The organism is Adlercreutzia agrestimuris, assembly GCF_943193125.1.
In the GTDB taxonomy this organism is placed as follows: Bacteria; Actinomycetota; Coriobacteriia; order Coriobacteriales; family Eggerthellaceae; genus Xiamenia; species Xiamenia agrestimuris.
The window spans coordinates 155,150-182,075 of record NZ_CALPCX010000003.1 but is presented as its reverse complement, the minus strand read 5'-3'; the positions used below and the strand labels follow the sequence as shown (position 1 = coordinate 182,075).

General features: G+C 49.0%; 27 protein-coding genes. 7 read left to right on the top strand and 20 right to left on the bottom strand.

All coding sequences use genetic code 11. The features are described 5' to 3' along the window. Positions 1–8 precede the first annotated feature (8 nt). The 9 genes from NFR28_RS06420 to NFR28_RS06380 all read right to left on the bottom strand — a co-directional run bounded on the left by NFR28_RS06420 (position 9) and on the right by NFR28_RS06380 (position 9,737). Positions 9–2,456 carry an ABC transporter permease gene (locus tag NFR28_RS06420; protein WP_251179006.1) on the bottom strand — a complete coding sequence of 816 codons (2,448 nt, stop codon included), beginning with the start codon at positions 2,454–2,456 and terminating at the stop codon, positions 9–11. Positions 2,457–2,465: 9 nt separating this feature from the next. Further along, positions 2,466–3,245, bottom strand: a complete 780-nt coding sequence (locus NFR28_RS06415; RefSeq protein WP_251179005.1) for an ABC transporter ATP-binding protein — start codon at positions 3,243–3,245, stop codon at positions 2,466–2,468. 89 nt (positions 3,246–3,334) lie between these two features. Further along, on the bottom strand, positions 3,335–4,513 hold the full coding sequence (locus NFR28_RS06410; protein ID WP_251179004.1) for a HAMP domain-containing sensor histidine kinase: 1,179 nt from the start codon (positions 4,511–4,513) through the stop codon (positions 3,335–3,337). After that, positions 4,513–5,220 carry a response regulator transcription factor gene (locus tag NFR28_RS06405; protein ID WP_251179003.1) on the bottom strand — a complete coding sequence of 236 codons (708 nt, stop codon included), beginning with the start codon at positions 5,218–5,220 and terminating at the stop codon, positions 4,513–4,515. The genes NFR28_RS06410 and NFR28_RS06405 overlap by 1 nt, the downstream gene beginning before the upstream one ends. Positions 5,221–5,494: 274 nt before the next feature. Further along, on the bottom strand, positions 5,495–5,695 hold the full coding sequence (locus NFR28_RS06400) for a helix-turn-helix transcriptional regulator (protein WP_251179002.1): 201 nt from the start codon (positions 5,693–5,695) through the stop codon (positions 5,495–5,497). A 677-nt stretch (positions 5,696–6,372) separates the two neighbouring features. Beyond that, a complete protein-coding gene (locus tag NFR28_RS06395; protein ID WP_251179001.1) occupies positions 6,373–7,095 on the bottom strand; it encodes a 4Fe-4S binding protein in 723 nt (240 codons plus the stop codon). Next, positions 7,088–7,999, bottom strand: coding sequence for an SIR2 family NAD-dependent protein deacylase (locus tag NFR28_RS06390; protein ID WP_251179000.1), 912 nt, complete (start codon positions 7,997–7,999; stop codon positions 7,088–7,090). The genes NFR28_RS06395 and NFR28_RS06390 overlap by 8 nt, the downstream gene beginning before the upstream one ends. Beyond that, on the bottom strand, positions 7,983–8,840 hold the full coding sequence (locus tag NFR28_RS06385; RefSeq protein WP_251178999.1) for a protein-ADP-ribose hydrolase: 858 nt from the start codon (positions 8,838–8,840) through the stop codon (positions 7,983–7,985). The genes NFR28_RS06390 and NFR28_RS06385 overlap by 17 nt, the downstream gene beginning before the upstream one ends. Positions 8,841–8,957: 117 nt before the next feature. Beyond that, positions 8,958–9,737, bottom strand: coding sequence for a nuclear transport factor 2 family protein (locus NFR28_RS06380; protein ID WP_251178998.1), 780 nt, complete (start codon positions 9,735–9,737; stop codon positions 8,958–8,960). Between the two features lie 158 nt (positions 9,738–9,895). Between NFR28_RS06380 and NFR28_RS06375 the strand changes: the two genes are divergently transcribed. Continuing rightward, entirely contained in the window at positions 9,896–10,249 is a 354-nt protein-coding gene (locus NFR28_RS06375; RefSeq protein WP_420840405.1) for a winged helix-turn-helix transcriptional regulator, read from the top strand. Positions 10,250–10,659: 410 nt separating this feature from the next. Here the strand turns inward: NFR28_RS06375 and guaA are convergent, their stop codons facing one another. From guaA to NFR28_RS06355, 4 genes are all read right to left on the bottom strand, one after another. Then, a complete protein-coding gene (gene guaA, locus NFR28_RS06370) occupies positions 10,660–11,640 on the bottom strand; it encodes a glutamine-hydrolyzing GMP synthase (RefSeq protein WP_251178997.1) in 981 nt (326 codons plus the stop codon). 89 nt (positions 11,641–11,729) lie between these two features. After that, positions 11,730–13,685 (bottom strand): heavy metal translocating P-type ATPase, encoded by a 1,956-nt coding sequence (locus NFR28_RS06365; protein ID WP_251178996.1) that lies wholly within the window; start codon positions 13,683–13,685, stop codon positions 11,730–11,732. 53 nt (positions 13,686–13,738) lie between these two features. Next, positions 13,739–13,960 (bottom strand): heavy-metal-associated domain-containing protein, encoded by a 222-nt coding sequence (locus NFR28_RS06360; RefSeq protein ID WP_251178995.1) that lies wholly within the window; start codon positions 13,958–13,960, stop codon positions 13,739–13,741. Between the two features lie 75 nt (positions 13,961–14,035). Continuing rightward, a complete protein-coding gene (locus NFR28_RS06355; protein WP_420840404.1) occupies positions 14,036–14,386 on the bottom strand; it encodes an ArsR/SmtB family transcription factor in 351 nt (116 codons plus the stop codon). A gap of 188 nt (positions 14,387–14,574) precedes the next feature. Here NFR28_RS06355 and NFR28_RS06350 point away from each other — a divergent pair, with 188 nt between their 5' ends. The 6 genes from NFR28_RS06350 to gluQRS all read left to right on the top strand — a co-directional run bounded on the left by NFR28_RS06350 (position 14,575) and on the right by gluQRS (position 20,347). Beyond that, positions 14,575–15,360, top strand: coding sequence for an ATP-binding protein (locus NFR28_RS06350; protein ID WP_251178994.1), 786 nt, complete (start codon positions 14,575–14,577; stop codon positions 15,358–15,360). Between the two features lie 154 nt (positions 15,361–15,514). After that, entirely contained in the window at positions 15,515–15,901 is a 387-nt protein-coding gene (locus NFR28_RS06345; protein WP_251178993.1) for a MerR family transcriptional regulator, read from the top strand. A gap of 189 nt (positions 15,902–16,090) precedes the next feature. Further along, positions 16,091–16,771, top strand: a complete 681-nt coding sequence (locus NFR28_RS06340) for a DUF4013 domain-containing protein (protein ID WP_251178992.1) — start codon at positions 16,091–16,093, stop codon at positions 16,769–16,771. Positions 16,772–17,568: 797 nt separating this feature from the next. After that, positions 17,569–18,147, top strand: coding sequence for a hypothetical protein (locus NFR28_RS06335; RefSeq protein WP_251178991.1), 579 nt, complete (start codon positions 17,569–17,571; stop codon positions 18,145–18,147). Between the two features lie 296 nt (positions 18,148–18,443). Further along, on the top strand, positions 18,444–19,379 hold the full coding sequence (locus NFR28_RS06330) for a prenyltransferase (RefSeq protein ID WP_251178990.1): 936 nt from the start codon (positions 18,444–18,446) through the stop codon (positions 19,377–19,379). Positions 19,380–19,387: 8 nt separating this feature from the next. Beyond that, on the top strand, positions 19,388–20,347 hold the full coding sequence (gene gluQRS / locus NFR28_RS06325; RefSeq protein WP_251178989.1) for a tRNA glutamyl-Q(34) synthetase GluQRS: 960 nt from the start codon (positions 19,388–19,390) through the stop codon (positions 20,345–20,347). A 28-nt stretch (positions 20,348–20,375) separates the two neighbouring features. Here the strand turns inward: gluQRS and NFR28_RS06320 are convergent, their stop codons facing one another. The 7 genes from NFR28_RS06320 to NFR28_RS06290 all read right to left on the bottom strand — a co-directional run bounded on the left by NFR28_RS06320 (position 20,376) and on the right by NFR28_RS06290 (position 26,925). Then, the gene (locus NFR28_RS06320; protein WP_251178988.1) at positions 20,376–21,743 is read right to left on the bottom strand and encodes a phenylacetate--CoA ligase family protein; all 1,368 of its coding nucleotides are present in this window, start codon (positions 21,741–21,743) and stop codon (positions 20,376–20,378) included. Continuing rightward, a complete protein-coding gene (locus NFR28_RS06315; protein WP_251178987.1) occupies positions 21,743–22,180 on the bottom strand; it encodes an ACT domain-containing protein in 438 nt (145 codons plus the stop codon). Before NFR28_RS06315 ends, NFR28_RS06320 begins: the two co-directional genes overlap by 1 nt. 45 nt (positions 22,181–22,225) lie before the next feature. After that, the gene (locus tag NFR28_RS06310; RefSeq protein ID WP_251178986.1) at positions 22,226–22,807 is read right to left on the bottom strand and encodes an indolepyruvate oxidoreductase subunit beta; all 582 of its coding nucleotides are present in this window, start codon (positions 22,805–22,807) and stop codon (positions 22,226–22,228) included. Continuing rightward, positions 22,800–24,548 carry a thiamine pyrophosphate-dependent enzyme gene (locus NFR28_RS06305; protein ID WP_251178985.1) on the bottom strand — a complete coding sequence of 583 codons (1,749 nt, stop codon included), beginning with the start codon at positions 24,546–24,548 and terminating at the stop codon, positions 22,800–22,802. Before NFR28_RS06305 ends, NFR28_RS06310 begins: the two co-directional genes overlap by 8 nt. Before the next feature lie 35 nt (positions 24,549–24,583). Beyond that, positions 24,584–25,021, bottom strand: coding sequence for an FHA domain-containing protein (locus NFR28_RS06300; protein WP_251178984.1), 438 nt, complete (start codon positions 25,019–25,021; stop codon positions 24,584–24,586). Positions 25,022–25,082: 61 nt separating this feature from the next. Continuing rightward, positions 25,083–26,504 (bottom strand): D-alanyl-D-alanine carboxypeptidase family protein, encoded by a 1,422-nt coding sequence (locus tag NFR28_RS06295; RefSeq protein ID WP_251178983.1) that lies wholly within the window; start codon positions 26,502–26,504, stop codon positions 25,083–25,085. Next, on the bottom strand, positions 26,497–26,925 hold the full coding sequence (locus NFR28_RS06290; RefSeq protein WP_251178982.1) for an amino acid-binding protein: 429 nt from the start codon (positions 26,923–26,925) through the stop codon (positions 26,497–26,499). The genes NFR28_RS06295 and NFR28_RS06290 overlap by 8 nt, the downstream gene beginning before the upstream one ends. Position 26,926 lies beyond the last annotated feature (1 nt).

Genomic DNA, 26,926 nt, shown 5'->3' with positions numbered 1-26,926 from the left:
AGAACAAACTATTCCAAGACTAGCTCCTGGACGCTCACATCCTTAATCCCTCTTGAGAAGACGTATGCCGACAATGCGAACACGAAGGCAAATGCCATACTGATTCCCATCGCTTCCCAGGGAGGCAAGACAAGTTCGAACGCACCGACGCCGAACAGGCTGAAAAGCGCACTGATAAGCGCCCCGCCCGTAGCCATCGTGATAGCCGCCCCAATCAAAGCACCTGCTGCCGATACAATTAGAAATCGGAGCGTGAAGGAGGCCCGTAGCGATCTCACCGTAAAACCCATAGCAAGGTAGATACCCAAATCACGGCGTTCAGACAAGAGCGTTCTTCTGCTTATCAGCATCACGGCGATGCACGCCAGAGCCAACGCGAGTGCGGACATTGCGTAACCAAGCGTCGTAAGCATGTCCCTTATTAGCAGAAGCATGCCAGTGCTGGAGCCGAACAATCCAGTGAGCTCGGTGTCAACGCTGTCTCCGAAGCGATCCGCGAGCGCAGCCACCACATCGTCTGCCTTACTAGGATCGCTCAGCTTGTATTGAATTGATATCCCGGCGGCATTCGATTCTGAACCAACCAGATCCCGAAAACCATCGTAGGTGAGGACGACTCCGGTTCCGCCGTTGAGCACCGACGAGAGAAGTCCGCTTACGATGAAGTCCCGCTCGCTTCCGTCGCTCTTAAGCACCCGGAGCTCATCGCCCACAGATAGTCCCATTGAACGGGCGAGGCTCAATCCCACAAGTGCCTCATTGGCATGCTTAGGTGCGCGCCCGGATGCTATGAAAGACTCGTCCAAGACGTCCATGTCCGAGAGGCCGACAAAGGTTCGGGCCTCGCCGTCCAGGTTGAGCATGACAGCCCCCTCTTCCCATTCAAGCGCAATGGGGGAGACATCCTCTATGGTATCTCGAACTTCGTCAAAGCTCACGTTTTGCTCATCGAAGCGGACCGATCCGTCGCTCTTCCATACGCCGAATGCCTTGTACACAGCATCTTCTCCAGTAACTGCGCCGCCGATGCCGAAGCACAACGCGACGAAGGCGCAGAGAAGCAGGGAGCAGACGCCGATTCCGGCATAGCGGCCCTTCTCGGATACGATCGCCCTCCATGCCAACGACGCATTCAAATAGTTGCCAGAGATTTCGCTTGCACCACGCGGAGAGAAGCGGACGTCGCCATCGCCTTGTCGAAGCGCCTCCAAAGGCGTGATGCGGCCGATACTGCGCGCCTTGACGGCAATGCATGCCACAAGAGCCACCAGAAGAGCAGCACAGCTGCTGATCGCCAACCAGGGAAAAGAAGCCGAAACCGCGCGGACTCCCGTGACGAGGAGGAACACCGGCCAGAAAAACGGTTCCAACAGGCAGCCTCCGATGAAGCCAAAAGCAAGACCCATAAACGCGGAGAGCGAGTACTGCACGACGAGGGCTTGCCGAAGCATCTTTCGCGGAAGCCCGGCGCCTTTAAGGGCTCCCCAATCCGCAAATCCGCTCTGTATGCTCGACGACGCCATATGCAGACACAGGATGAGTGCCACCACGAACAGGAGAAGCGCGAACACGGCAAGGACAGCCGTTATGACCTGCACGACCAGAAGTCCGTATCCGGAGAGGGTCTGACGCGAGAAGATCACATGCTCAGATGCCCCCCATGATGTCTCCTTGGCAATTCGCTCTGCCAGAACCTGGCCATCAACACCCTTCGCACGCGCTTCGGGCGTCAGCGTTACGTTGATCTCCCTGATGGGATACGCTTCCTTTTCCATGGACATGGCGCCACTGGCAACACCAGCGCCTGTCGCGTCCGTCTCCTCGACCCGCGCCAACAAGCATTCGAAGGTGGCGGGGGAAAGAAGATACCGCTTCGTCTCCATGAAGGGGGTACCCAACTGAGGATCTTCGTAGAAACCCGCGATACGGAGGCGCACCTCCTTATCGCCGATGTCTATCAAAAGATAATCTCCTACCTGTAGGTTGTGCAGGGCACGCTCCGCCACGCGAACGTACACTTCATCTTCTGCTGGTGCGTCTTGGTTGTCTCGGTACGATGACAGGTCGTCGGAAAAGACATTGAACTCAAGAGACGAGCCCCAGGCCTCGTATGCGTTCGCCGACGGAGGCGAGACCTCGACGATCTCGTTTCCATGGATGTCCTCGACACGCGTAGGCGCGGCGAAGCCTTCCGTTACCTGCACCTTCTCAACATCTGGAAGCGATCCGATCTCGTTGACATCCTCATCAGTAAGGCTCTGGGCGAGATCGCTGGCGAAGACGTCCCCAGCCTTGACCTCATCGAGCAACGTCTCCTCGCGCTCGGAGAGGTCGACGAATAGACTCGCGGTAAGCGTTAGTGCGAGAGCGGCGAGGAACAGAAGTAATCCCAGACCGATGAACGTTCCCTTGTCCTTGCGCAGTCCAGCGAACACCAGCGTTTTCAATGGTTCCATGGCGCACTCCTACCAAGCAAGGGACGAAAGCCATGAGTTCGCCATGGCCTCCCTCTCGCATACATACGCTTCCTCTTCGGAGTGCGCCGGATCCCAAGGCGACAGCTCGAGCTCGCCTCGAATGGCTCCATCTTCGAAGTACAGCACGCGGTTACCGCGCACGGCGCTGCGCACGTCGTGGGTCACCATGAGGATGCTCTTACCTTCGCGGTTGAGCTCGCTTAAAAGGTCGAGCACCTCGATGCTGTTCGCGCGGTTGAGCGCCCCCGTAGGCTCGTCAGCGAACACGATCGCTGGTTCGTTCACGACAGCGCGCGCTACGGCGCAGCGTTGCTTCTGCCCTCCGGAAGCCTGCCTCGGAAGGTGGGAGGCGACCTCGGAGAGCCCCATGCGGTTGATAAGATCGTCGACAGCGCGTCTCGTCTCGGCAGCGTTGCGCCCGTGCTTCAGGTAACCAGGCACGGCAACGTTCTCGAACAAGGTAAGGTTGCTCACAAGATTCGCTGCTTGGAAGACGAAGCCGAAGCTTTGCGCCCTGAGCGCAGAGAGCCGCTCCTCGTCAAACCTGGCTATGTCCTCGCCTTCGAATACGACCTGCCCAGAGGTTGGTGCGTCCATCCCCGATAAACAGTAGAGAAGCGTCGACTTTCCCGAACCCGATGGTCCCATTATCGATGTGAAGTCGCCTTTGTAGAGTTCAACATCGACGCTTCCCAGGACATGCGTTTGCACGCCGTCGGCCACATATGTCTTCGACAGTCTTCGTGTCGAAAGTATGGTTTCGCGCATGGTGTCACCTTTCCTTCATCCGCAATCTACAAGCATCCTAGATGAGCGGACATTAAGAAATCATTAAGACGCAAGGCCGCATTCATGTGTTAATGCAAGGAAGGCAGCTCGATCGTGGCTTCGAGCCCCGGTCGGGCATTTTCCAAGTGTAATTTGCCGCCCATGCGCTCTACAAGGTATGCCGAGATGAAGAGTCCGAGTCCTGACCCCGACTTCCCCGATGCGTTCGAACCTCTGTAGAACCGATCAGTCGCAAACGGCATGTCCTCGGCAGGAATACCCGGGCCGAAATCACGGACCGAGATAGTGTAGATCCTGTTTTCAACTGCGGCAGACACTTCGATGCGCGCACCTTCGGCATACTTGATCGAATTCCCGATGAGATTGTCGATGACCTGGGCGAGCCTTGATTCGTCTGCCATCACGAGTGCCTCGTCTATACTCCCGCATGAGACAAGCGCAAGACCTGAGGCGTCATTTGCGCAACGCCTCACCAAGTGAGCTGCCTGAATGGACTCGCATTCCACCGAGATGCGGTCCATATCAGTAAGGGCGTGCTGAAACAGATCCTCCACCAATGATGAAACCTCGTCGCATTTGCGGATGATCGCCCGCTCATATTCCTCACGCTCTGCTTCCGAGTCGACTAGGCTCATCTCCAAAGTCTCTGCATAAGCGCGGAGGGACGCGAGAGGGGTGCGCAGGTCATGAGAGAGAGATGCGAGCGCAGTCTTGTGATCCTCTCGCAAACACTCCTCATCCTTCCGTGCGCGCTCGAGCTCTTTGCGAAGATGGTCGAAGGCCCAGGCGAACTTGCCGAAGGGGTTTGAGCGCTCGTAGACAAGCGGTGCCTCGAGGTTGCCAGATGCTACTTCCTCGGCAAAGCCCTCCAGCTTCGTGAAGGGGCGTGCTATTGCGTGGTACAAATAGATCACCAGCGATAGAATCGTCACGATTGCGATAAACGCGATAAGTGCTATTGCGAAAGCGGACGTTGTATTTTGGGTCTCAGTTGCGTTTCTCAATGTGATTTGGGCGCTTTCGAGCGCTTGGTCAGCCTGTATAGTAAGGTCAACTTGGCCTTCGTTTGCATTCTCAGCTAAGCCCTCTCGCACATCATTGAGCTCAACTACTTGATTCCTCAATGTGCCGTCATCGCCGTCTGCAACAAGAAACATGCTTACCATTGCAGTAATCGCCACAGCGAGCGCAGCTAGGACTGATACCCATACGAGCCGTTTCGTCAGTTGCTCTCCCTGCCTTGCCATCAGATGTTTCCCTCAGGCGCATCGAAGCGATACCCCTCACCCCGCACTGTTTTGAAATAGGCGGGTTTCGACGGGTCATCCTCTAGCTTGGAGCGGAGCCAGCTGATATGAACCGAGACTGTTTGGGGTTCAACCTCCGCAAAAGCACCCCAAATCTTTGCAATAAGAGAGTCCCGGCTAAAGCTTTTCCCCGCGTTTTGCATGAGGACAGAGGCAAGCTCGAACTCTCTCGGGGATAAGGCGATATGCTTCCTATCCTTCTTCAGGGTTCGCGCACCGCTATCGAGCTCGAAAGGTCCGATCGAGAGAACGGTGGAGTGGCCATCAGGCTTTCGTTCTGGCCTCATCATGAGCGCCTTGGTCTGTGCGAGCAGCTCCCTCAAACTGAACGGCTTGGAGAGAAATGCGTCTCCGCCTTCTTCTAACGCGCGGATCCGTGCGTCAAGCTCGATGCGCGCAGAGGCGAACACCACGGGCACTCCACTGCGCTCACGAAGGTTGCGGCAAAGTTCGTAGCCGTCGTCCCCTGGAAGGTTCACGTCTACTATGAGGCAATCGAAGACTGAGTCCGTCAAGATATCGTAAGCCTTCTCCGCGCTTTCTGATAAATATGCAGCAATGCCGTCGGCCTCGAAAGCGCGACACATCAGTTTTGAGAGCTCGCGATCGTCCTCAACGATCAGGACTCTTCTCTGTTCATCGCTCATAGCATCACTCCTATCGCATCCCATACCCGGGGTTCCATGTTCATCGCCCTGGCGCACTCGGGCAGTCGCGCTGGATTCTTGTTCTTCAAGCAGGCTGAGTCCATGATCGCCTGTCGGAACTCCACCTCATCTACATTCGTCCACCTGCGGAAGCGGTCACATACCAAAGAGGCCAGTCCAACGAAATCCCAAGGGATGCGATCTACTTCTGCATATCGCTCATCCTTGAGACCCATGATCTCATTCCATTTCTTTTAAAGTACATCAATGTCTCCTAATCACCGAACAGTTCGTCGAGGGTTTTGCCCAACGTCTTGCAGATAGCAGTGCAAAGCTTGAGGCTCGGGTTGTATCGACCGGACTCTATGAGACCGATGGTCTGACGCGTGGCGTTCACGGCGTCTGCCAATTGCTGCTGCGAGAGGCCCATAGTCTTGCGCGCCTCAATAATGCGCTCGTTCTTTATTCCGTCCACGTTTTCCCTTCGAAGACTTCGCGTGCGTCAGGTAATGTTAGAGATATAACGTATGTCAATTATATATTACATCTCTTTCGTGTCAGCTGGAAATACAGAGGTTCATTAGGCAGGTCTTCACCTTGTAGGATTGCTTCGATGATCTAAATTTGGGGTCGCTCGTGTGGATAAGCCTATCCCAAAAATCATAAGAAGGGGGTAAAAACGGCTTGCACAAATCGCATGCAGTTCATAGAGGCTAATAGAGTTGATGGGGAATAGGGGACTTAACGATTCTTGCAGAAAGTCGGGCAATTGTAGAGGATTTATTTGCTTCTACCAGGTAAAAAAGAACCCGCCGAGGCGGATCAGCGGGTTTTATGAAGTGACATGTTTTTGTGGTGGCTTGCCTTTTTTGTTGCTGCTGGTACAGAGGTTTTACAGCATCATTTTATACTCACACATTTCCTCCATTTACTAACAAGCTTATGGGGAATAAATACATCACACAAGAATATGCATCTTGAACCGGTCTCTTATTAAGATATGCAAACCGACTGAGTACATAAAGCCTAAAAGGTGGAGCACTGATCACCATGAGGAATAATGAAATAGTAAAACTGAGGATTGGATTTAAGCCTTAACCTTCAGCGCGATCATCTAATAAAGGAGTGATGCCCACGCATGCGATAGAGCAACTATCTTCGTTCTATCGCATCAAATGGGCACACCTCATAGCAAAGCCCGCACTTGAGGCAGTGGGACTGCTCGATCTTGTATGGGTCGCCCTCCTCGATGCAGCTCACAGGGCAATGCTTTGCGCAGGTGCTGCACATCTTGCACTCGTCAGTTATGCGATAAGAAGAATGCGCTTCGTCCTCGGTCACTCCGCTTCCTATCTTGAAGGCGGCGCGCAGAAGCGGCTTCTGGCCAAGGTCGAAGAACTCGCCTTCGCCGTCTTCGATATAGAAGGCATCGATGATGTCGCGGGAATCGCCAGGATAGAGTTCCTTCATGGCCGGATTCAGCTCGAACATGGCATCGACGAGACGCTTGTTGTCCTGCTCGTCCTCCACCTTGACGACCTTGCCCCTGAAGCGGCAGGTGCGCCAATCGGTTGTCTGGCCCACGATGGCCGCGAACCCCGTTCGGCAGAGCTCTTCGTGGAAGACCTTGCCCCGGGGCGTGAGTAGGCAGAGGCAAAGCGGGTCCATTCCCACCATCATGACGTCGATGACGCGGGCCTCTGGAAGCCCATTCACATCTACTGTGGCGAAGACGCAATCGCGTACTCCCCGGAGGAACTTGAGGCAGAACTCAGGCGTCACCTGCTCTGCTTCCGTGAGTACGGGAATGCTTCCCGCTTCCCTGAACTCCTCTCCTGGAAGATACGCGTCGACGTCGAATGCGATTTCAATCATGGGAAGCCTCTCCTTCCGTCTGTTTCTCACCGATGGCAAGCGGTAGCGCCTCGGCCATGTCCCCGTCGACCGAAACGGAGTTCTTGATAGAGCCGTCGATCCCGGCACTGTCGTAGTTCATGCGGATGAGGGGACTGTCGGTGACTTTGGCTATGCGTTCGAAGGGCATGCGGATCCAGACCGGGGTGTTCCATCCCACGCCCAGCTCCAGCAGAAGCGTCGGCTTCTCGGGGATATGCGAGATGAAATCGCGATAACGCTCCTCTGCGGTATACCAGTCCTCCGTCTGTACGAATGAGCCGTCGATGCGCAGGTGCATGCTCATGGGCCTTCCGCACACGTCGCATGTCGGAACGAGGCCCGCATCGGTGATGCGCGTGCGAGCTCCGCTTCCGGTATCCCGTTCGATAGCCGCGAACTCCTCCGCATCGGAGCGGATCCCGTGCTCGCCCGTTACGCATTGGATGTGCGCGTAGTCGCCTTGCGTGGCGAAGATGCGGTCCTTTGCGAACCCGGCTTTCTCGAACTGCATGTCGGCGTTTGTCGTTATTACGAAGTAGTCCCTCGTGCGCGCCCATTCGTAGAGCTCCCTGTACAGGGACGTGGCGTCTGCGCCCAGGCAGTTGACGGTCGCGTGATGCGCCCAATACGCCCAACGATCCTCTTCGGTCGTGAACGGGTAGAAGCCCGCAGAGTACATATCGGTCATCCCGTAGCGCTTGATGAACGCGGGGAAGTTGTCGCGGAAGCGCTCACCGCCGTAGTCGATCCCAGCTGCAGTCGATAGGCCTGCCCCTGCACCTATGAGCACGCGGTCGGCATCTTGCATGAGCCTGCGCGCCTCATCTATGGCTGCAGCTCGCTTCTCTGGCGTCATGCGGCGGGTATCAGCGAATTTGAACATGCGAAGCTCCCTTCTGGTCGAGCTGAAGCAGATCGCGGTATATGGCTTCGTCCTCATCACCGAACACGTTGAACACGACGACCATCGGGGAATCCGAGTGGTCGGCGAGCCATTCCCTTACCGTACGGACTGCGATCTCGGCAGCCTCCTTCCGAGGGAAGCCGAAGACGCCGGTGGAGATACAGCAGAGCGCAATCGAAAGGCAATCGTGCGCGTTCGCTGTGTCGAGGCAAGCGGTGTAGCATCGCGCAAGCTGGCGCCTGCGCTCCTCAGTCAGGCGTCCTTTCGCTATGGGGCCAACGGTGTGGATGATGTGCTTGGACGGTAGATTGTACGCGCCCGTGATGCGGGCATGCGCCGTGGGCTCCTCGTGCCCCTGCGCCTCCATGATGGATGCCATCTCGGCGCGCAGCTGCACTCCGGCGAAGGTGTGGATGGCGTTGTCTATGCAGTAATGCAGAGGCTGCCAGCATCCCGTCATCCCCGAGTTCGCGGCGTTCACGATGGCGTCAGCCGCGAGCGTGGTGATATCGCCGCGCCAAAGCGACATGCGAGCATCGCCTTCGCATGGCTCCGCATCGGCAACCGTGCAGATCCCAGCCTCGGCGATAAGGTCTGGCAGCAGCTCGTCTTGCGCGATGAGGAATTGTGGGGAGGCCTTCCATGGCGGGCGCACATTCATCATCGCGCGCGTGGCATCCCATAGGTTCTGAAAGCTCGCATCCCTCTTGTCAAGCACATCGACGATGCTGTCTGGCACCCATACGCCATGGGCGCGCGATTCCTCTATCAGACAGCCGAGCATGGTCCTTGCAAGGCTCTCTTTGCGTTGTGCATCCATATTGCCTCTTTCCGTTCTATTTTACCTATCTTGCTTCGACCGCCGCAGACAAAGGCCAACGCCCGAGCATCTCAGAGAAATGCCCGAGCGCAGACGTGCGGTCTAGCTTGGTTAGGTTTAAAACTTGCCGTTGTCGTTGGCCCAGGTGTCGGGATTGGCGATCGTCTCCATGACATCCCAGTGCTCGGTGATCTTGCCGTTCTCGACGCGCCACAGATCGTAGTAGCTCGTCGGCTCGCCAGCGAAGGTTCCCTCGCTCACGGCGAGTACCATGTTGCCGTCCGCGAGCACCATGTGCGTGGTGTCGTAGACCATGGCTATGCTCTGCTTGCCCAGGGCCTCCAAGGCAGCACCGAGACCGGAGAGGCCGTCTGCGATGCCGGTGTTGTGCTGCAGGTACGTGTCCCCGTCGAAATACTTCGCTGTCTTCTCGGGATGCTTGCCCTGCATGACGTCCACGAGGAAGTCCTCGACGACCGCGCGGTTGGCCTCCGTCTTATCCTTCTCGCTCGCCTCGGTCACGCCGTCGATCTGCGTGCGGCCAGCCGGGTTGGGCTCGGAAGCGAGATCCGCGAGGTTGTCCCAGTGCTCGGCGATCTTGCCGTCTTCATTGAAGCGGAAGATGTCGAAGGCGACCTGATCGCCCGCTCCAGCGAAGTTGTAGATGCTCTGCAGGAAGACCTTGTCGCCGTCATCGAAGACGCGGACGTTCTTCACCGTCGTCTTCACGGGAGCGCTCGCAAGGTACTCCACGCTTCCTACGAACGCGTCGCGCCCGGTGCCGTAGGCGAGGTTGTGCTGGATGTAGTTCTCGTCAAGAAGGCTCGCTGCGGTCTCGGTATCGCCGTTTGCGAATGTGTTGATGAGCTTCAATGCTTTCTCTGTCTGCTCTGACATATCTGTTCCTTTCGGTTCAAGCTTGCATGAGGTCCTCGACCTGAGTATCATTCTTTCCTAAAAGGTCTCTTTTTGTAAGTAGGCACTTTCTTGTACCGTAGTTACCGAAAAGTAACCATCAAGGTCAGAGGATTGCCACAAGGAAGGCGGTTACCGAAATGTCAATGAATAACACCGACGAGCTCCCGCTTTGCCCCGTCGAGACCACGCTCCATTTCATCGGGAGCAAGTGGAAAGTGCTCATCCTGCGCGATCTTCTCGCAAACGAGCCGCTAAGGTTCAAGGAGCTTCAGAAGTCCATCGGCAGCATCTCCCAGAAGATGCTCACCGAAAAGCTGCGCGAGATGGAAGCCGCAGGGCTTGTGAATCGCAAGGTATACGCCGAGGTTCCGCCTCGGGTCGAATATTCTCTGACGTCCCTTGGCAGAACGCTCGAACCGGTTCTCGAAGCGATGTGGACATGGGGCGAAAGCTATAAAGTGTCAGTCGAGGCAGATTGCGCTCAGTTCTAACTATTCCCGGCACATACACATTATTCCCGGAATGCATGGCGGTATCTATCAGGTGCCGCCATTTTTTTTGTGCGCTCAGGGCGTTCGGATAAAAGAACCATTTGGCTGATTCCCTGATATGGTCCCTGAGCTGGTAGCATCAGTGGGATTATCTTCACCAACATCGTATTAGAGCGATTTGGCCAAGAGTGATGCTGTGTTTTTGTAGTCCTGATGCTACGAGCCTGGGCATATAGCAACATCAGCATACAAAAATGACCTAGCAGTGCATCGCTAGGTCATCGACTCTCTTCAAACCAAAGTGAGAGAAATCCCGTGCGGTTTACAAAATACGTGTCACAAAAGGACACTGATTTACACAAAAGTCCAAAGGAGTAGACAAAAGAAAATAGTGCCTCTGAACTGGCGTTTTATTCCCACTCAACCGTTCCAACAGGTTTTGGTGTGAGGTCGTAGCAAACACGGCAAATACCAGGTACTTCGCTGGTAATGCGATCGGTCATGCGTTTAAGTAAATCCCAATCAAGCTCAGGCACTTCTGCGGTCATAACATCAACCGTATTAATTGCTCGGATAATTGCCGGCCACTCATAGGCGCGAACGCCATCGCGAACTCCAGTTGCGCGCATATCGGGAACTACGGCAAAATATTGCCATGCGCCAACATTTGCAGCTTCCATCTCTTCGCGAACAATTGCATCAGCTTCACGCAAAGCATTGAGACGATCGCGCGTAATGGCACCTAAGCAACGAACACCAAGACCAGGACCGGGAAAGGGTTGACGTTCGACCATGTTTTCTGGAAGACCTAACTCGCGACCAACAACACGGACTTCATCCTTGTAAAGGAGTTTTACAGGTTCCACGAGGCCGAACTGCAGATCCTCCGGCAAACCACCTACATTGTGATGCGCTTTTACTCCATCTTTTGACTCCAAGATATCCGGATAAATAGTACCTTGTGCCAAGAAATCAACTTCGTCGCCAACTTTGCGTGCTTCTTCTTCAAAAACACGAATGAATTCGCCACCAATTATCTTGCGCTTGGTTTCAGGTTCATCAACACCGTCAAGGAGATTTAAGAATCGGTCTGTTGCGTCAACATAAACAAGGTTTGCATCCATTTGGTTTTGAAATACATCAATGACCTGCTCAGATTCGCCTTTACGCATTAGACCATGATTAACATGTACGCAGACAAGATTTTTACCAATTGCCTTAATGAGAAGCGCAGCAACAACCGACGAATCTACGCCACCAGAAAGTGCGAGAAGTACCTTTTTATCACCCACTTGCTCTTTAATTGCTGATATTTGTTCTTCAATGAAAGCTTGAGCTAATTCTGGCGTGGTGATGCGTTGCATGGAATCGGGGCGTACATTTTCGTCCATTGAGGACCTCCTTGAAATGGATCGAGTCAGCTAAGTAAACAAATTATATCGTTCTGTTTGCAGAGTATTACGAAAAACAATGAATCGCATCACTCTTCTACGTCAATTATGTTCACATGATCGCGAGGAGGTACTTTCATGGCGCGCATAGCATTCAAAATTGCAAGGATTGCAACACCAACATCTGCAAAGACGGCTAACCACATATTTGCAATACCAAGAGCAGCAAGGATCAGGACAGCAAATTTAACTCCTAAGGCAAATACAATGTTTTGCCAAACAATTCTCATTGTTTTACGCGCAATGCGAATAGCACGCGCAACTCCCGTTGGGTCATCATCCATAAGGACAACATCTGCAGCTTCAATTGCAGCATCTGATCCCATGGCACCCATAGCTATACCAATATCAGAGCGTGCAAGCACTGGTGCATCGTTAATTCCATCACCAACAAAAGCCAGCTTTCCTTTACCGTGGGTATGCTCATTTGTTTCTATGAGCAATTGTTCAACACAAGCAACCTTATCCTGCGGAAGAAGCTGTGCTTTATATTCGTCTACGCCAACTTCTAATGCCACCGCTTGAGCAACGTCTTCACGGTCACCCGTAAGCATAATGGTTTTGCGAATGCCTAGCTCATGCAGCTCAGCTATAGCAATTGGTGCAATTGGCTTGACTACGTCAGCAATAATAATATGGCCGAGGTATTTCCCGTCGCATGAAACATGCAAGATGGTGCCCGCATAATCACAAGACTCGTAATCAATTGCACATTCGTTCATGAGTTTATCGTTGCCAACTAAGATTTCAGAATCATCAAGTGTTGTTTTAACACCACGTCCACTGAGTTCTTGAGGGTTCACGATACGCGAAGGATTAAGTTCGCCAGTATATGCACGTTTAATTGATAAGGCAATCGGATGATCAGAGAATGATTCTGCATGTGCTGCAATGTCAAGGATCTCGGAAGGGGAGTGCCCATCTTGGGCATGAACGTCCACAACTTCAAAAGATCCGTCTGTTAACGTGCCCGTTTTGTCAAAGGCAACTGCTTCAGTCTGGGCAAGGACTTCAAGATAGTTTGACCCCTTAATGAGTATGCCATCACGCGAGGCGCCTCCAATTCCTCCGAAGAAAGAAAGCGGAACAGAAATGACCAAAGCGCAGGGACAAGAAACCACCAGGAACACCAGTCCACGTTGAATCCAATCCGACCAACTCTGAGCATAGAGGAGGGGAGGAAGAATTGCGAGCAAGAGCGCAACGCCAACAACAAGGGGAGTGTAATACTTTGCGAAACGAGTGATGAAGTTCTCAGTTTTCGCCTTTTTATCGGCTGCGTTTTCAACAAGTTCAAGAATGCGAGAAACAGTTGATTCGCCATAAGGTTTGCTGACTTTAACAACTAATTTACCCGACAGGTTGATGCAACCAGAAATTATTTCTTGACCAGGAGCTATTGATCGAGGAACCGATTCGCCCGTTAAAGCTTTCGTATCCAGTTCAGAGGTTCCCGAAACAACAATACCATCAAGTGGTACGCGCTCTCCGGCTTTGACAATAATGGTGTCTCCGACGTGCACTTCATAAGGATCCACTTCAATCAGTTGTCCGTTGCGTTCAATATTGGCGTGATCAGGGGCAATATCCATCATGTCAGCTATAGATTTACGGCTTTTACCTACGGCGTAACTTTGGAAAAGTTCGCCGACTTGGTAGAACAGCATAACTGCCGCACCTTCTGCCATATGAGGATCAGTGTCAGGAAATAGCACCAAAGCAAATGCACCAATTGTTGCTACTGTCATCAGAAAATTCTCGTCAAAGAGTTGCCCATGCCCAATATTCTTTATGGCTTTTAGGACAACATCGTAACCACCAATAAGGTAAGGAATGAGAAAGAGAACAAATTCTAGCCAGAGAGCAGCCGTTTTGCTGCCAACCCATGATTCAAGTGGTAATAGTTCTGTAATAACAAACGCAGCTGCAAAGCAGATAAGCGCAACAATAATTCGGTTTCGCATTCGTAATTGCTTTTTGTTCATGATAAACCTCTAAGTAAAAGCCTGGTAAAGTGCTCAATTTTCAACAAACGTTGTTACGGGCGAACAATGACGCAGTCAGGTTCAATTTTGCTGATACGCGCTTGTGCTTCGTTGAGTATCATGTCGAAATCTTCATCTGCGGCATCAATTACGAGTTTTGAAGTCATGAAGCTTATGCTTGCATGCTCAATACCGTCAATTTCATTGAGAGCATTTTCCATTTTCGCAGCGCAATTGGCACAATCGAGATCTTTAAGCTTAAATGTCTTACGCATAATGTTGTTCTCCTTACAAAGGTAATTTATGTTTTGCACGCTATGAAACGTGGCAAGTATTCTTACATCATTAATTTATTCGCAAATGTGTGTCATTCCTTGTGCAAGCATGGTGTAAACATGATCATCGGAAAGAGAGTAAATGACATTTTTTCCTTCGCGTTGAAACTTCACCAATCGAGCTTGCTTTAATGTTCTGAGCTGGTGAGAAACGGCGCTTTGTGTTGCACCAATAAGATCAGCAATATCTTGAACGCGAAGATCTTTATCCATAAGTGCATAGAGAATTTTGATACGTGTGGTATCTCCGAAGACTTTAAAAAGATCTGCAAGCTCGTAAAGCAATTCCTCATCGGGCATTTGATCAATGCTTTGAGCATCGTTCTCTTCAGGAGCTACATCTATGAGTTCATATTCTGCAACCATTATATTTTCCTAACACGACTAATATATAAACATATGAACAACTGTTCATAAGTATAAAGAGTTTTGTATTGGAGTCAAGAGAGATGCGATTGGAATAATTATGAAAGGAGTAAAAACTCTGCAACAAATCAATTAAGCATAGACTGGAGCCATTACACTAATTCATATGCTGTTGAAAGCGAGGAAACATGATTCGTCGTGTGATTGAAATTGATCAAGAAACTTGTATTGGTTGCGAATTGTGCGTTACCGCATGTCATGAAGGCGCAATTGGCTTAGTCAACGGTAAAGCTCAATTGCTGCGTGATGATTATTGTGATGGTCTTGGAGACTGCTTACCAGCCTGTCCGGTAGACGCTATCACGTTTGTAGAGCGTGAGGCCGCTGCTTATGATGAATTAGCGGTTAAAAAGCACCTCGAGCAAAGTGGTGTCTTGCCTCTACAGGCTACTATTAATGCGCTAACGGGAGAAATGGCTGCTGAAATAACCAAATTTGATACTTCTTCAGATCAATTATCGCGGTTTTTCCCTGATAAATCGATGAAAAAGGAGTCCTCAAACCCTACAGCAAAATTGCCAATTATAGGTGATACAGGAACTCTAAAGCCTGCATCACAACTCAAACAATGGCCAGTTCAAATCAAACTTGCTCCGACTAAAGCAGCCTATTTCGATGGAGCGCATCTCTTAATTGCAGCTGATTGTACGGCGTTCGCGTATGCAAGCTTTCATGCTGATTTTATGCAAGATGCAATAACGCTTATTGGCTGTCCGAAGCTTGATGGTGTGAACTATGCGGAAAAGCTCTCTGAAATACTTGCAAATAATGACATAGCTTCGATAACTGTTGTACGCATGGAGGTTCCGTGTTGTAGAGGTATAGAAATAGCTACGAAAGAGGCCATAAAGCTTGCTGGTAAATCAATTGATTGCAAGGAATTCATTGTAAGCATTCAAGGTCAATTGCTTTAAAGTCTACCTTGTTGCTTTGTTACACAAACGTTCATGGACTTATTAGTATTAGCGTTAGAGTTACTCTAACGCTGTTGAAAGAATGGTTTTCTGAGTGTAATCGAATATGTTAGAGTTACTCTAATGCAAAACGAATACCACAAAGGACATGAACATGAGTGATCCATCTGATTTTGCTCCAAACAATGAAACCAATGAATTTGGAACAAAAGAGGTTTCGGAACTGAGCGGTATATCCGCATTCACTATTCGCTATTACGATAAATGCGGATTCTTTCCAAACCTCAAACGCGACAAAAATGGCATCCGTTCATTTTCTCAAGCCGACATCCAACAGTTGTATTTGGTTGACGCGCTACGCAAAAGCGGTCTCTCAATTGAAGGTATTCAATATTTTGTAAAGTTGCAGCGACGTGGAAAATCCACACGAGCTGAACGTGAAGAAATTTTACGACAACAAGAAACTGGCTTGGAATATCAGCTTGAAGAAATGAAAGAGTGTCTTAAGCGATTGCGAAATGCGCATGGTGATCTCAAATAAGAGACTATGAGCCCTTGAGGCATGATATAGTTTGATGAAACTTATAAAAAGTGACTATTTCCTTGAGTAAGTAGTCGTCGGAAACCAAAATGGGGCCTTAGAACGCATCTGAGAGCCTCGTTTGTATAATCCCAGGTCAGAGGCGGTATATTTTGCCTCAAACCTAAATATATTGCGAAAGCGGGCACTATGAGTGATTTTAACGATAATAAGAGCGGCCAAAGGCAGCAATCTGATCCCCAAAAACCGTTGGATCACACACAGCAGGAACAAGACTCTTCAGTACCAGTGTCAGGAGAACAGCCTGTAGTTCCTGTGCCTCCTACGGATGCTGAAAATAATGAGCCCAATCCACCTTCGCAGTGGCAAAATCAGATTCCGCCGCAATGGCCAACCGGACCCCAGAATCAAAATGGTCCTCAAGCACCTCATGTTTACTATGCTCCAACAAATGACCCGCATGGACAATATTCACCAAATAAGCGAGCGCCGCAAAAGATTCTTGATCCTGAACAATATGAACTTCGCCGTGCAAGAAACTATATTTTGATTGCTAATATTTGCGGTCCAGTTTCACTGTTTGTAGGCGGCATGCTGTTAGCTATCATTGGCCTCGTATTTGCTATTCTTGGTTTTAGAAAACTCTCGAGTTTGATTAAATCAAATTCCTCGGTATCTCAGATTGCGAAAATCATTATACGAACAGCGCAAATTTCCATCGTCATCTGTGCCGTTGCATTTATTCTGAATGCTGTAACAGCTTATATCATGTTTCCTCAAATACTTAATATGGTTCAATCGGGTGATTATGCAAGCTTAAACGCGCCATCAGGCAATATGCCGTCCGGCACGTCGTCAACATGGGGCTAGTCTGCAAACTTTAACAGTAACTGATTACCAGTATTGATGCATATCTGAAAGCAAATTAAAGATTTTCCGAAGGTAGATTAAGCATGCAATCGATAAAACCAAGATTGCAATTGGAATCAGATATGACACAAGCAAGCTTATCAGTATAGGAAGAACCATATCAGGGCCTGATGGCGGAGTAGTCGTATAGAGTTGTGTGAGCAATTCTTGCATAAGCAAACTCCTCATAAGTATTCCAAGACTGAAACAATAATAGTTTAATTCAATTGAACACCGAAACCTTACTCCCCTTAAACAAATACCTTTTATTGATAATATATGTTATGTAAAGTTAGGAATTGAAACTAAAAGTGCTTTTAGGCTGCACAACCATTTCTACTCTCTCCTTTTTGCAGCTGTCAAATTTATAAATAAACTCTTGGTTTGTTATACGAGATTACTTGATTTACCAGATCTGGAGGATCATGCTGCGATTAGCTGTTCTTCGTGCCACAAATTCCACAGTCAAAGCGAAGTGAACGAAACCGCTCCAAAGGTATGCAGAAACTGTCATCATGCGGATATTTATGAATGCAATACCTGCCATCAAGTGTAAGAAATCATAGAGCGTGTGAGCATATCGGTTGAAGTGTTCCCTCCCTTGCAATCGATGGATCAAATGGGTACCGTTAGAGTAACTCTAACGGTACCCATTCAGGTGTTTTTAAGTTCGCTGAGCGTACAGAAACTTTGAATATTTCCATCTCGGAGTATAATTTCACTGTTTGTTTTACTTGGACCCTAAAGGAGGGACGAACATGCAGAGGATCTCACAGGGATCAAAGAAGTTGCTGGCTCTTGTGCTTGCAGCTACCATGCTTTGCTTTGGCGCGCTTGTTTTGAGCAGCTGCGGCAAAAGCGACGAAGAAGTAGTTCGCGAAGGCGTTGCACGCGAACTCGACTTAGTTAAAAACAAAGACCCGGAGTTCATGGAGTCAATTACTGATGCTGCACTCGCAAGCGAGATGGACGCTTATGGAATTGATGCAAATGAATTCATGGTGAGCTATCTTGAGGGCTTCGATTACACCATCAATGACGTAACAGTTGACGGCGACACCGCTACGGCAAATGTTACGATCACCTGCAAAACGCTGACCGACATCTACAATGAGGTCATGACGAATGCAGAGGAAACTGCCAACAATACCGACACCTCTTCTATGTCTGAAGATGAAGCTAATCAGCTTGTTGGCCAGATCATGATGGAAGCTGTTGGTCAAGTTCAGGCAACCACTCAAGAGCCCATTGATCTTACCTTTACGCTGAACGGCAACACTTGGGAGCCCACTGCTGCTGCTGAGACCGCACTGCAGAACGCTCTCTTTGGTGCCTAAGCCGTTACTTGAGTAACAAAAGGCTCACTTCTCGTACACTCATTATCCACTATTGAGCTGAACGAAACATGTGAGCCTTTTTGCTTGCTATGATGTTATTACATTGTTCCATGTTATAAGGAGGGAAGCATGGGCTATGTAATCTCCCTGGCATGCTTTGCTGGAGTGTTAATGTGTGTTTCGCTCATAACGCAACTAGCATAAACAGGGTTTTATCACGGGAGTTGGTATACTTTACCAGCTCCCTTTTTTGCGAATTCAACGTGAGCGCTGCGAAAGGAATATCAACACGCACCATGAGTAACAAGAATTCAAATTATGCAAAAATGACACCCAAATTTGCGCTCCAGCTTGCTGCGCCACATACATGGCCAGCGGCTATTATGCCCTGCTTGATTGCCTGCGCCTGCGCAAGTGTTTCGACAGGAGTGCTCTCGGCATCACTCAGCTTGGCACTTTTAGCAATTTGTATTCTTATGCAATCATCAGTTAATACTTTTAATGACTACTATGACTATGTTAAGGGAGCCGATTCTACTGACGATAATGTCGAAGAAAGCGATGCCACCCTCATATACGCCAATATCAACCCAAAAGCTGCACGAAACCTGGCTTGGTGTTTTCTTGTCTGTGCATTTTTGCTTGGCATTTATGTCATTGTGAAAGCCGGCTGGATTCCTTTATTGCTTGGTCTGATAGGAGCAATTATTGTTGTTTTGTACTCAGCTGGTAAAACACCTATCTCCTACTTGCCAATCGGGGAACTCATCAGCGGTTTTGTCATGGGTGGTCTTATACCTTTGGCGTCCTATCAGGCTCTTACAGGCTCATTAAACTTTTGGATGCTGGTGATAGCCCTTCCAACTATTATTGGCGTTGCGCTCATAATGTTTACCAACAATACGTGTGATATTGAAAAAGATGAAACTGTTTCGCGCAAAACTCTTCCTGTAGTTTTAGGCCGCGAACGCACAGTTCTCCTCTATCGTTTCCTTATTGCGCTTTGGATTGTTGCAATTATCGGTGTTGTTGCGGTGTGGTTTACTTCAGGTATTGTTGTTTGCGTCTTTATGCTTCTTGCCTCAATTGCTCCACTTAAAGCCATTTTTAATAATCCACTCTTACCCCAGACAAGAATTGTTGCAATGTCTCAAATTGGGAGTCTCAATGTCATACTTGGTACGTTTTATGCTGCAGCAATATTTGCTGGAGTTCCCTATCTGATCTGGTAGTACCCTCTATGACAACCACGACACAACCGCTTACGGGACGCTTTGCCCCCTCTCCCACTGGAAGAATGCACGCTGGCAATATCTATGCTTCGCTCATAACTTGGCTCTTAGCGAAATCGTCAGGCGGTCAAATAGTACTCAGAATTGAAGATTTAGATAAACAACGCTCTAAACCTTATTTTGCTGAACAGATTATGCGCGATTATGAACAGCTTGGTCTAACCTGGGATAAAGGGCCGTTTTATCAGCATGAGCGTGATGAGACATATGCCAAGGCATATGACCTTCTTGCCCAACAGGGCCTCGTTTACCCTTGCTTCTGTTCGCGGGCTGATCTTCATGCGCAAAGCGCTCCACATACGGGTGAAGCATATGTTTATGCCAAAACGTGCAGAAATTTCACAAAGGATGAGGTAATCAATCACACAAAACGACTTGCTGCCCAAGGACGTCAACCCTCCTATCGGTTGATTGTTCCTTCTCAAGTTGTAGAAATTCCCGATCTTGTTCAAGGTCGTTATTGCGAAAACCTTGCCTTAGATTGCGGTGACTTCGTCATTAAGCGCTCAGATTGCTCCTATGCATATCATCTAGCCGTAGTTGTGGATGATGCTGCGCAAGGAATAACCCTGGTAAGTCGAGGTGTCGATCTTTTGTCTTCTACGCCGCAGCAAATCTATCTTCAAGGGCTCCTAGGGCTTAATACGCCCGAATATGCTCATCTGCCCCTATTAGTGGACAAAACAGGAAGACGCCTCTCTAAACGCAATCAGGACGCTTCTATGGAGTATCTCATGGAAAGATATCACTCTCCTGCTGGCATTATCGGCGCTTTAGCAGTTGCAGGCGGGTTACTTGAATCATTTGAGCCTATCACACCCCAAGAGTTGCTTGCGTGCCATAGCTTCAACAGCATTCTTGAAGCATGCAAAGGCTCCCAAGCAATCACTTGGGAGCCTGACAAGTAAACGTTAGAGTTACTCTAACGTAGAAGTTTTACTTACGACGATTATCTTCGACGTGCTTCGCTTTACCAAGGGCACGCTCAATTCCGCCTGGTTCGACAAGCTTCACCTCTACCCCAACAAGCAAGACGCTCTTCAACTTATCAGCAATCATCCGCTTAAATGCATTCATTTCCTCAAAGGAGTCACTGAATGCCTCGGGTTTAAGCTCAACATGGACTACCATACGGTCAAGCCCTGTCTCGTTATCAATAACCAGACGATAATGCGGAGAAACGCCTTCGATGCCGCCTAAGACATCTTCCACTTGTGATGGGAAGACATTTGTTCCTCGAATGATAAGCATGTCGTCACTGCGAGAACGTACCTTCTGCATGCGTGCTGTGGTGCGTCCACAAGCACATGGACTAACTGTAACGCGTGTAAGGTCATGCGTGCGATAACGAAGTACCGGAAAAGCTTGCTTGCCAAGAGGTGTTAAAACAAGCTCCCCTTCTTCTCCCTCTTCAACAGGTTCACCTGTTTGCGGATTGATAACCTCCCAGAAAAAGTGATCTTCTGCAATGTGCTGCATATCGCGTGAAGCTAAACACTCACCAGAAACTCCTGGCCCCATAACCTCGGTCAGTCCGTAGTTATCTGTGCAAATGATATGCATACGAGACTCAATCTCTTGTTTAAGATGAGGCGGACATGGCTCGCCACCAAATAGTCCAACACGAAGCGAGGAGTGCTCCCAATCAAAACCAAGCTGCTCTCCAACTTCGCACATATGCATAGCATAAGAAGGTGTAGCAATCAGTACAGTTGTGCCGTAGTCCTCAATCATTTGAAGATGACGCTCAGTGTTTCCCGCACCTGCTGGAATCATCATGCAACCAAGACGTTGCAGGCCATAATGTAGACCAAAACCTCCCGTGAACATGCCATACCCAAAGCCCATTTGTGCTCGGTCCGATGAAACAACGCCAGCCATTTGAACGAGACGCATAATGCAATCAGCCCACATGTCCATATCGCTTTTGTTGTAACCAACCACAATTGGTTTGCCTGTTGTGCCAGATGAAGCATGAAGCTCCACTACTTCATCAAGAGGTACAGCAAATAAGCCATAGGGAAACGTATCTCGAAGCACCGATTTGTCAGTAAAAGGAAGTTTCCGAATATCGTCAAGCGTTTTAATGTCGGAAGGGCTTACGCCCATTTCATCCATCTTTTTTTGATACCACGGAACACGCTCGTAGGTGTATTTGACTTGCTCTATTAGTTTCGCCAGCTGAATAGCGCGTATCTGCTCACGAGAAGCGCATTCAATTCGCGGGTTATGAATTGGAAATTTATCGAACTCACCAAGATCTAGTGCCCTCAGGGCTTCTTGTTTCGTCAAAACCTCAGCCATTATTTATCCTCTTCAACCAAAATAGGAAAAACAAGTTCTTCTTGATTCACCATGACGATAGGCTCGTTTGCCAACAACGCTTCTGCATGCGCAATGTCGTCAACATTGAGTGCAATATATGTTGAAATGAGCGAATAGCTGTAGATGACGTTTATCTGGCACGCGGCAAACACGCTCATGACACGTGCAAGTTCACCAGGTTTATCATCAAGACGAACGCACAAGATATCAGTCATCTTTGCAGCTGCTCCGCGTTCCTGGAGTACTTCAAGTGCAGCTTCGGGCTTATCAACAATAAAACGAACGATGCCGTAATCGCCAGTATCAGAAGCGCTGAAACCACGAACGTTAATATGTGCCTGCTCAAAAGCAGTGAGCACCCGGCCCATATGACCCGGCCTACTTTCCATAAAAACACTAATTTGCTTTACACTCATAGTAGTTCCTCTCAGCGTCTTGATAGCATTAGGTGCGTTTATACCCTATTGAGCTGCGTGCGTATAACCTTCGCGAAATGCTGCCAGGTTCTTTTCTACAGTTTTGGGTGGAACGCGTTTCGAGATAATCTTTTCCCATGCGTCCACCCCAAAATCTAATTGAGTTGCCAGCGCACCAAGCAAAACTACGTTGACTGACTTAGGACTGCCCAAATCTGCAGCAATCTGTGCCGCAGGGATAACCATAGCGTGTGCTTTTTGGAGTTGCTCATAAGGGTTTTCAGGCATAGTTGCTTTGCCGATTAGTACAGGAAGTGGCTGGATTGTCTCATCGGCAACTAACAAAAAACCATCTTCACGCACGAAGGGCAGGTTGCGAAGCGCTTCGGTAGTCTCAAATGAAACAACGCAGTCAGCGCATCCCTTGTCACAAACCATGGAATCAACGCCATCAGTACCAAAACGAACCACGGTAGTGACTGATCCGCCGCGCTGTGACATACCATGTATTTCAGAAACTTTTACGTCGTAACCTGATTCTAGGGCTGTATGCGCAAGAAGATCGGCTGCCAAAATAGTGCCTTGTCCACCAACTCCGCACAGCAACACCGTCGTTACATTACTCATTCAAACCACCTTCTTCGCAGGTTACGATGGCACCAAAAGCACAATACTGCGCACATTGGCCACACCCGATACATTGATAGGGATCTATGAGCGCTTGATCGGTATCTGGTCTTTTTGAAATTGCCGGACATCCGAGCGTTGAACAAACACCGCAGCTGGTGCAAGACTCGCTCACCACATATGCTGGTTTACGAATACGATCAATCAAAACGCATGGGCTCTTGAAAACAATTACGGAAAGCTCAGTATTTGACGTTGCTTCCTTGAGGGCCTTGCGAACTGCTTTTGCATCATTTGGATCAACAAGGCGTACATCTTTTACACCGAGTGCTCGTACGACCGCCTCTATGTCTAGCTCACGTGAAGGACGATTTTGTAGCGTTTGACCATTAAAGGGGTTGCCTTGACGCCCCGTCATTGCGGTCGTTCGATTGTCAAGGATACAAATAGTGCCGCCGCCATTGTTGTATACGGTCGAAATAAGCGAAGAGAGACCCGAATGAGCAAAAGTAGAGTCTCCAATAACCCCAACAACCGGACGGTGGTCTGTATGCGAAAGTGCCAACTCAAAACCATGTGACATAGAAACTGATGCGCCCATATCAACACAAGTATCCATAGCCTGCAGTGGTGGAAGTGCACCAAGGGTGTAACATCCAATATCGCCAGTAATTATTGCCTTCAGGCGTGAGAGTTCCTTAAAAAAAAGACGATGGGGGCAGCCTGCACAAAGAGCAGGCGGACGTGGCGGAATATTTTGTGGCGCTTCGGCATGTGTAGGCTCGCCTAATCCAAAAGCTTTCCGAATAAGACCAGGGGAAAGCTCGCCATCACGCGGAAGTGGATATTCAAAAGCGCTCACTTCTACGCCGCATGCACGAACGCTCTCAGTTAAATATTCAGATCCTTCTTCAATGACATAGAGAGATTCTACGCCCTCGGCAAAGGTTTTTAGAGCATTTTGCGGAAGCGGCCATGTTACCCCAAGTTTGAAGACAGAGGCTTCTGGTAGAGCTTCAATAACATGCTCAAATACAGCACCTGCACATACAACACCGACCTGTTTGGAGCGCCATATTATCTTGTTATACGAGCATGTTTCAACCCAGCTTCTCAATGTGTCAATGCGTTCAAGCTGCACTTTACGACGCGGTTTAGCGAATGCGGGCATCATGACCCATTTAGCTGCATTGCTTTCATAAGGTTTTATTTCATGCTCTTGGCGAACACCAGTTTCAACAGGAGTTTTTGTATGAGAAATTCGTACGGTTGAGTGGATAAAGACCGGAACATCAAATTCTTCTGAGAGGTCAAAAGCATCTCGCGTATAGTCAAGTGCTTCCTGCGAATTCGCGGGATCCAACATAGGAATACAAGCAGCTCGAGCATACCAATGAGAATCTTGCTCATTTTGAGATGAATACATTCCAGGATCATCGGCAGCAAGAACAACCAAACCGCCACCAACACCAGTATATGCCGCAGTAAAAAGTGGGTCTGCTGCCACATTTACGCCAACATGTTTCATGGTAGTTAGCACTCGCGCACCAGCGGCTGAAGCACCAACCCCTACTTCTACAGCAACCTTCTCGTTGACAGCCCACTCGGCATAAACGCCTTCTTTTTTTGAAAAGACCTCAAGTGTTTCTGTTGAGGGTGTACCAGGATAAGCAACGCCAATGTGAGCTCCTGCTTCCCATGCCCCTTGCGCTATAGCTTCATTTCCAGAAAGTAGTTCCATATGTCACAATCCTTAAAGAAGTACGTGCTTACTGCCTAGTCCTCTTGATAAATCAAGCAAAACGAACCGATTTGAATAATGTCGCCTGGTGCAAGTAAATGAGAAACAACACTTTTGTTGTTGACCCATACACCGTTAAACGAATTGTCATCGGTAATAATATAGCCACCATGACCAGGAGATACGCTGGCATGCTCACGCGATACAGTCATATCATTGAGAAAGAGTGAGCACTGTGGACTTCTACCAATCGTAATAGTTTCTTGCGTAAGTGGAATGGTAATCCCCGTCTGAGGTCCGCGAACTACCTGCAGTGTTGCGCTTGCATGCGAATTTGCGGGAATCTCGAAAGATTCGTCTAAAGAGATAGGCTTGAATTGCTGCGTTGCGCCCAAGAATTTAAAACCACAGCAAGAACAACTGCTAGCTTGATCGTCAACAGGGCTGTTGCAAACTGGACAAAGCTTCGACATATCTATTCCCTCCATGCTTGGTCTTGATTCAGTGCTTACAAAGTAATCAGTATGAAGCGCTCTACTCAGTGGTTTGCGTTTGCGAGCGATCTACTAAAAAAGGTGTTTCATTAATCACAACCGATTGAGCTACTTGCGGTTGACCAGAAAAGCCTCTAAAGAGCCTATCCCACCAAATGCCAATACCTTCAAAGAAGCTTGGTGCAGGCTGATCTTGGCAAGCAACAAGGTCCATTTGAGCAATAGTTTGATTCCGTTGCTTAAAAGTAATGGTACCAACCACATCGCCAACATGAATGTCACCAGTCAACTCATTAAACTCTACAACTTGACTGACGTTGCCGTTGAGGTCAAACACTTCTACCGCAGCAGCTGGATCAGCAAGTGTAGCAGGAACAGTTTTGTCAATCCAACTCTCACAAGCAACTTCTGCAACAAGGGGAACTGACTGCCCGTTCATGGTCACATTTTGATCGCTATGCGCCAAAGGATAATCTACCAAATGATCGTACACCCAATCAGTCAAGGTTGTAGCGTCAACAAAACGCTGCTCTTCAGATGATGAGTCTAAAACTATTGCATACAGCTCAAAACCGTCCTTGTTGGTAGCGCCTGCAAACGAGGCACCCGCAAGTTCGGTAAATCCAGTTTTAACACCAATGGCATAGTCACTATAGTTAATAAATTGATCAGTAGCCTGCAAGAAAACGTCGGTTGGCTGACCATCACGCGACACAGTAATAGTAGTGTCACCAAGCGCTACATCCTCACGAAACAGATCATTTTTCATGGCATATTGAATAAGTTTGGCAATATCTGAAGCAGTTGAATGAAGGTTTCCAGCATGCTCATCAAAATCTAGACCATGGGGATTCTCATAAACCGAATCGGTGCATCCAATCTCTTGTGCCTTAGAATTCATGGCTTCAACAAATGCGCTTTCAGGGTCAGCGTTAGTGCTTTGACCAGCATTTATTAATGCTTGCCCAACTGTCTCTGCAATGGCCACAGCAGCATCATTTCCCGAAGGAACCAGTAAAGCTTTAAGTGCGGTAGCCATATCCATAGTATCGCCCTCTTGCAGGCCAGCACTTGATTCGCCAACATATGCCGCAGCCGAAGATACGCTTACGGGTGTGTCAAGGCTTACAAGACCTTCGTTGATAGCATCAAGTGCAACTACAGCAGTCATCACTTTAGTAATTGATGCAATTTGCGCCGCCGTAAAAGCATTACGCTCAAAATAGATAGTTCCTTGCGCGTCCATAACCATGGCAAAATTTGCATCGATGCTGGGACATTGTGCTACAGCAAGACCACGTGCATCAACTGTTTCACCATAGATAACGTCAGCTTTGCGAACATCAGCAAAAGCATCAGTTGTAGAAACAAATGAAGTTGCGCAAAGCAAAACGAGCGCAAGCGCGCACGCCAAAACGCGTACGCGCAAGCTCGGTAAGTATTGTGATGTTACTTTAGTCAATGGTATAGATATCCTCCGGAGCTACGATCTCAAATCCCGCTTGTTCAAGGCGGGCTTCAACCGTGCCATCGTCGCTTACTTTAAAGATGTCAACAGCCGATTCGTTGCTTAAGGTAATACAGTAACCATACTCAACATTGACATCAATCTCATCTAAGAATTCTAGCATTTGCGCAAGTCCACCCGGAACATTTGGTACGCGAACACCTAGGACAGGAGACACTGCTGCACGCCAGCCTTGCTCACGCAAAACTTCTGCACACTTCTCAGGATTGTCACAGAGCATACGAGCTACACCAAAATCTGCAGTATCCGCGACAACGAGCGTGTGCATATTTGAACCTGCATCAGAAATTGCACGACATGCCGCAGCAAGACGACCTTTTTCATTCTCTAAAAAGACGGTTAGTTGCGCTAGCATA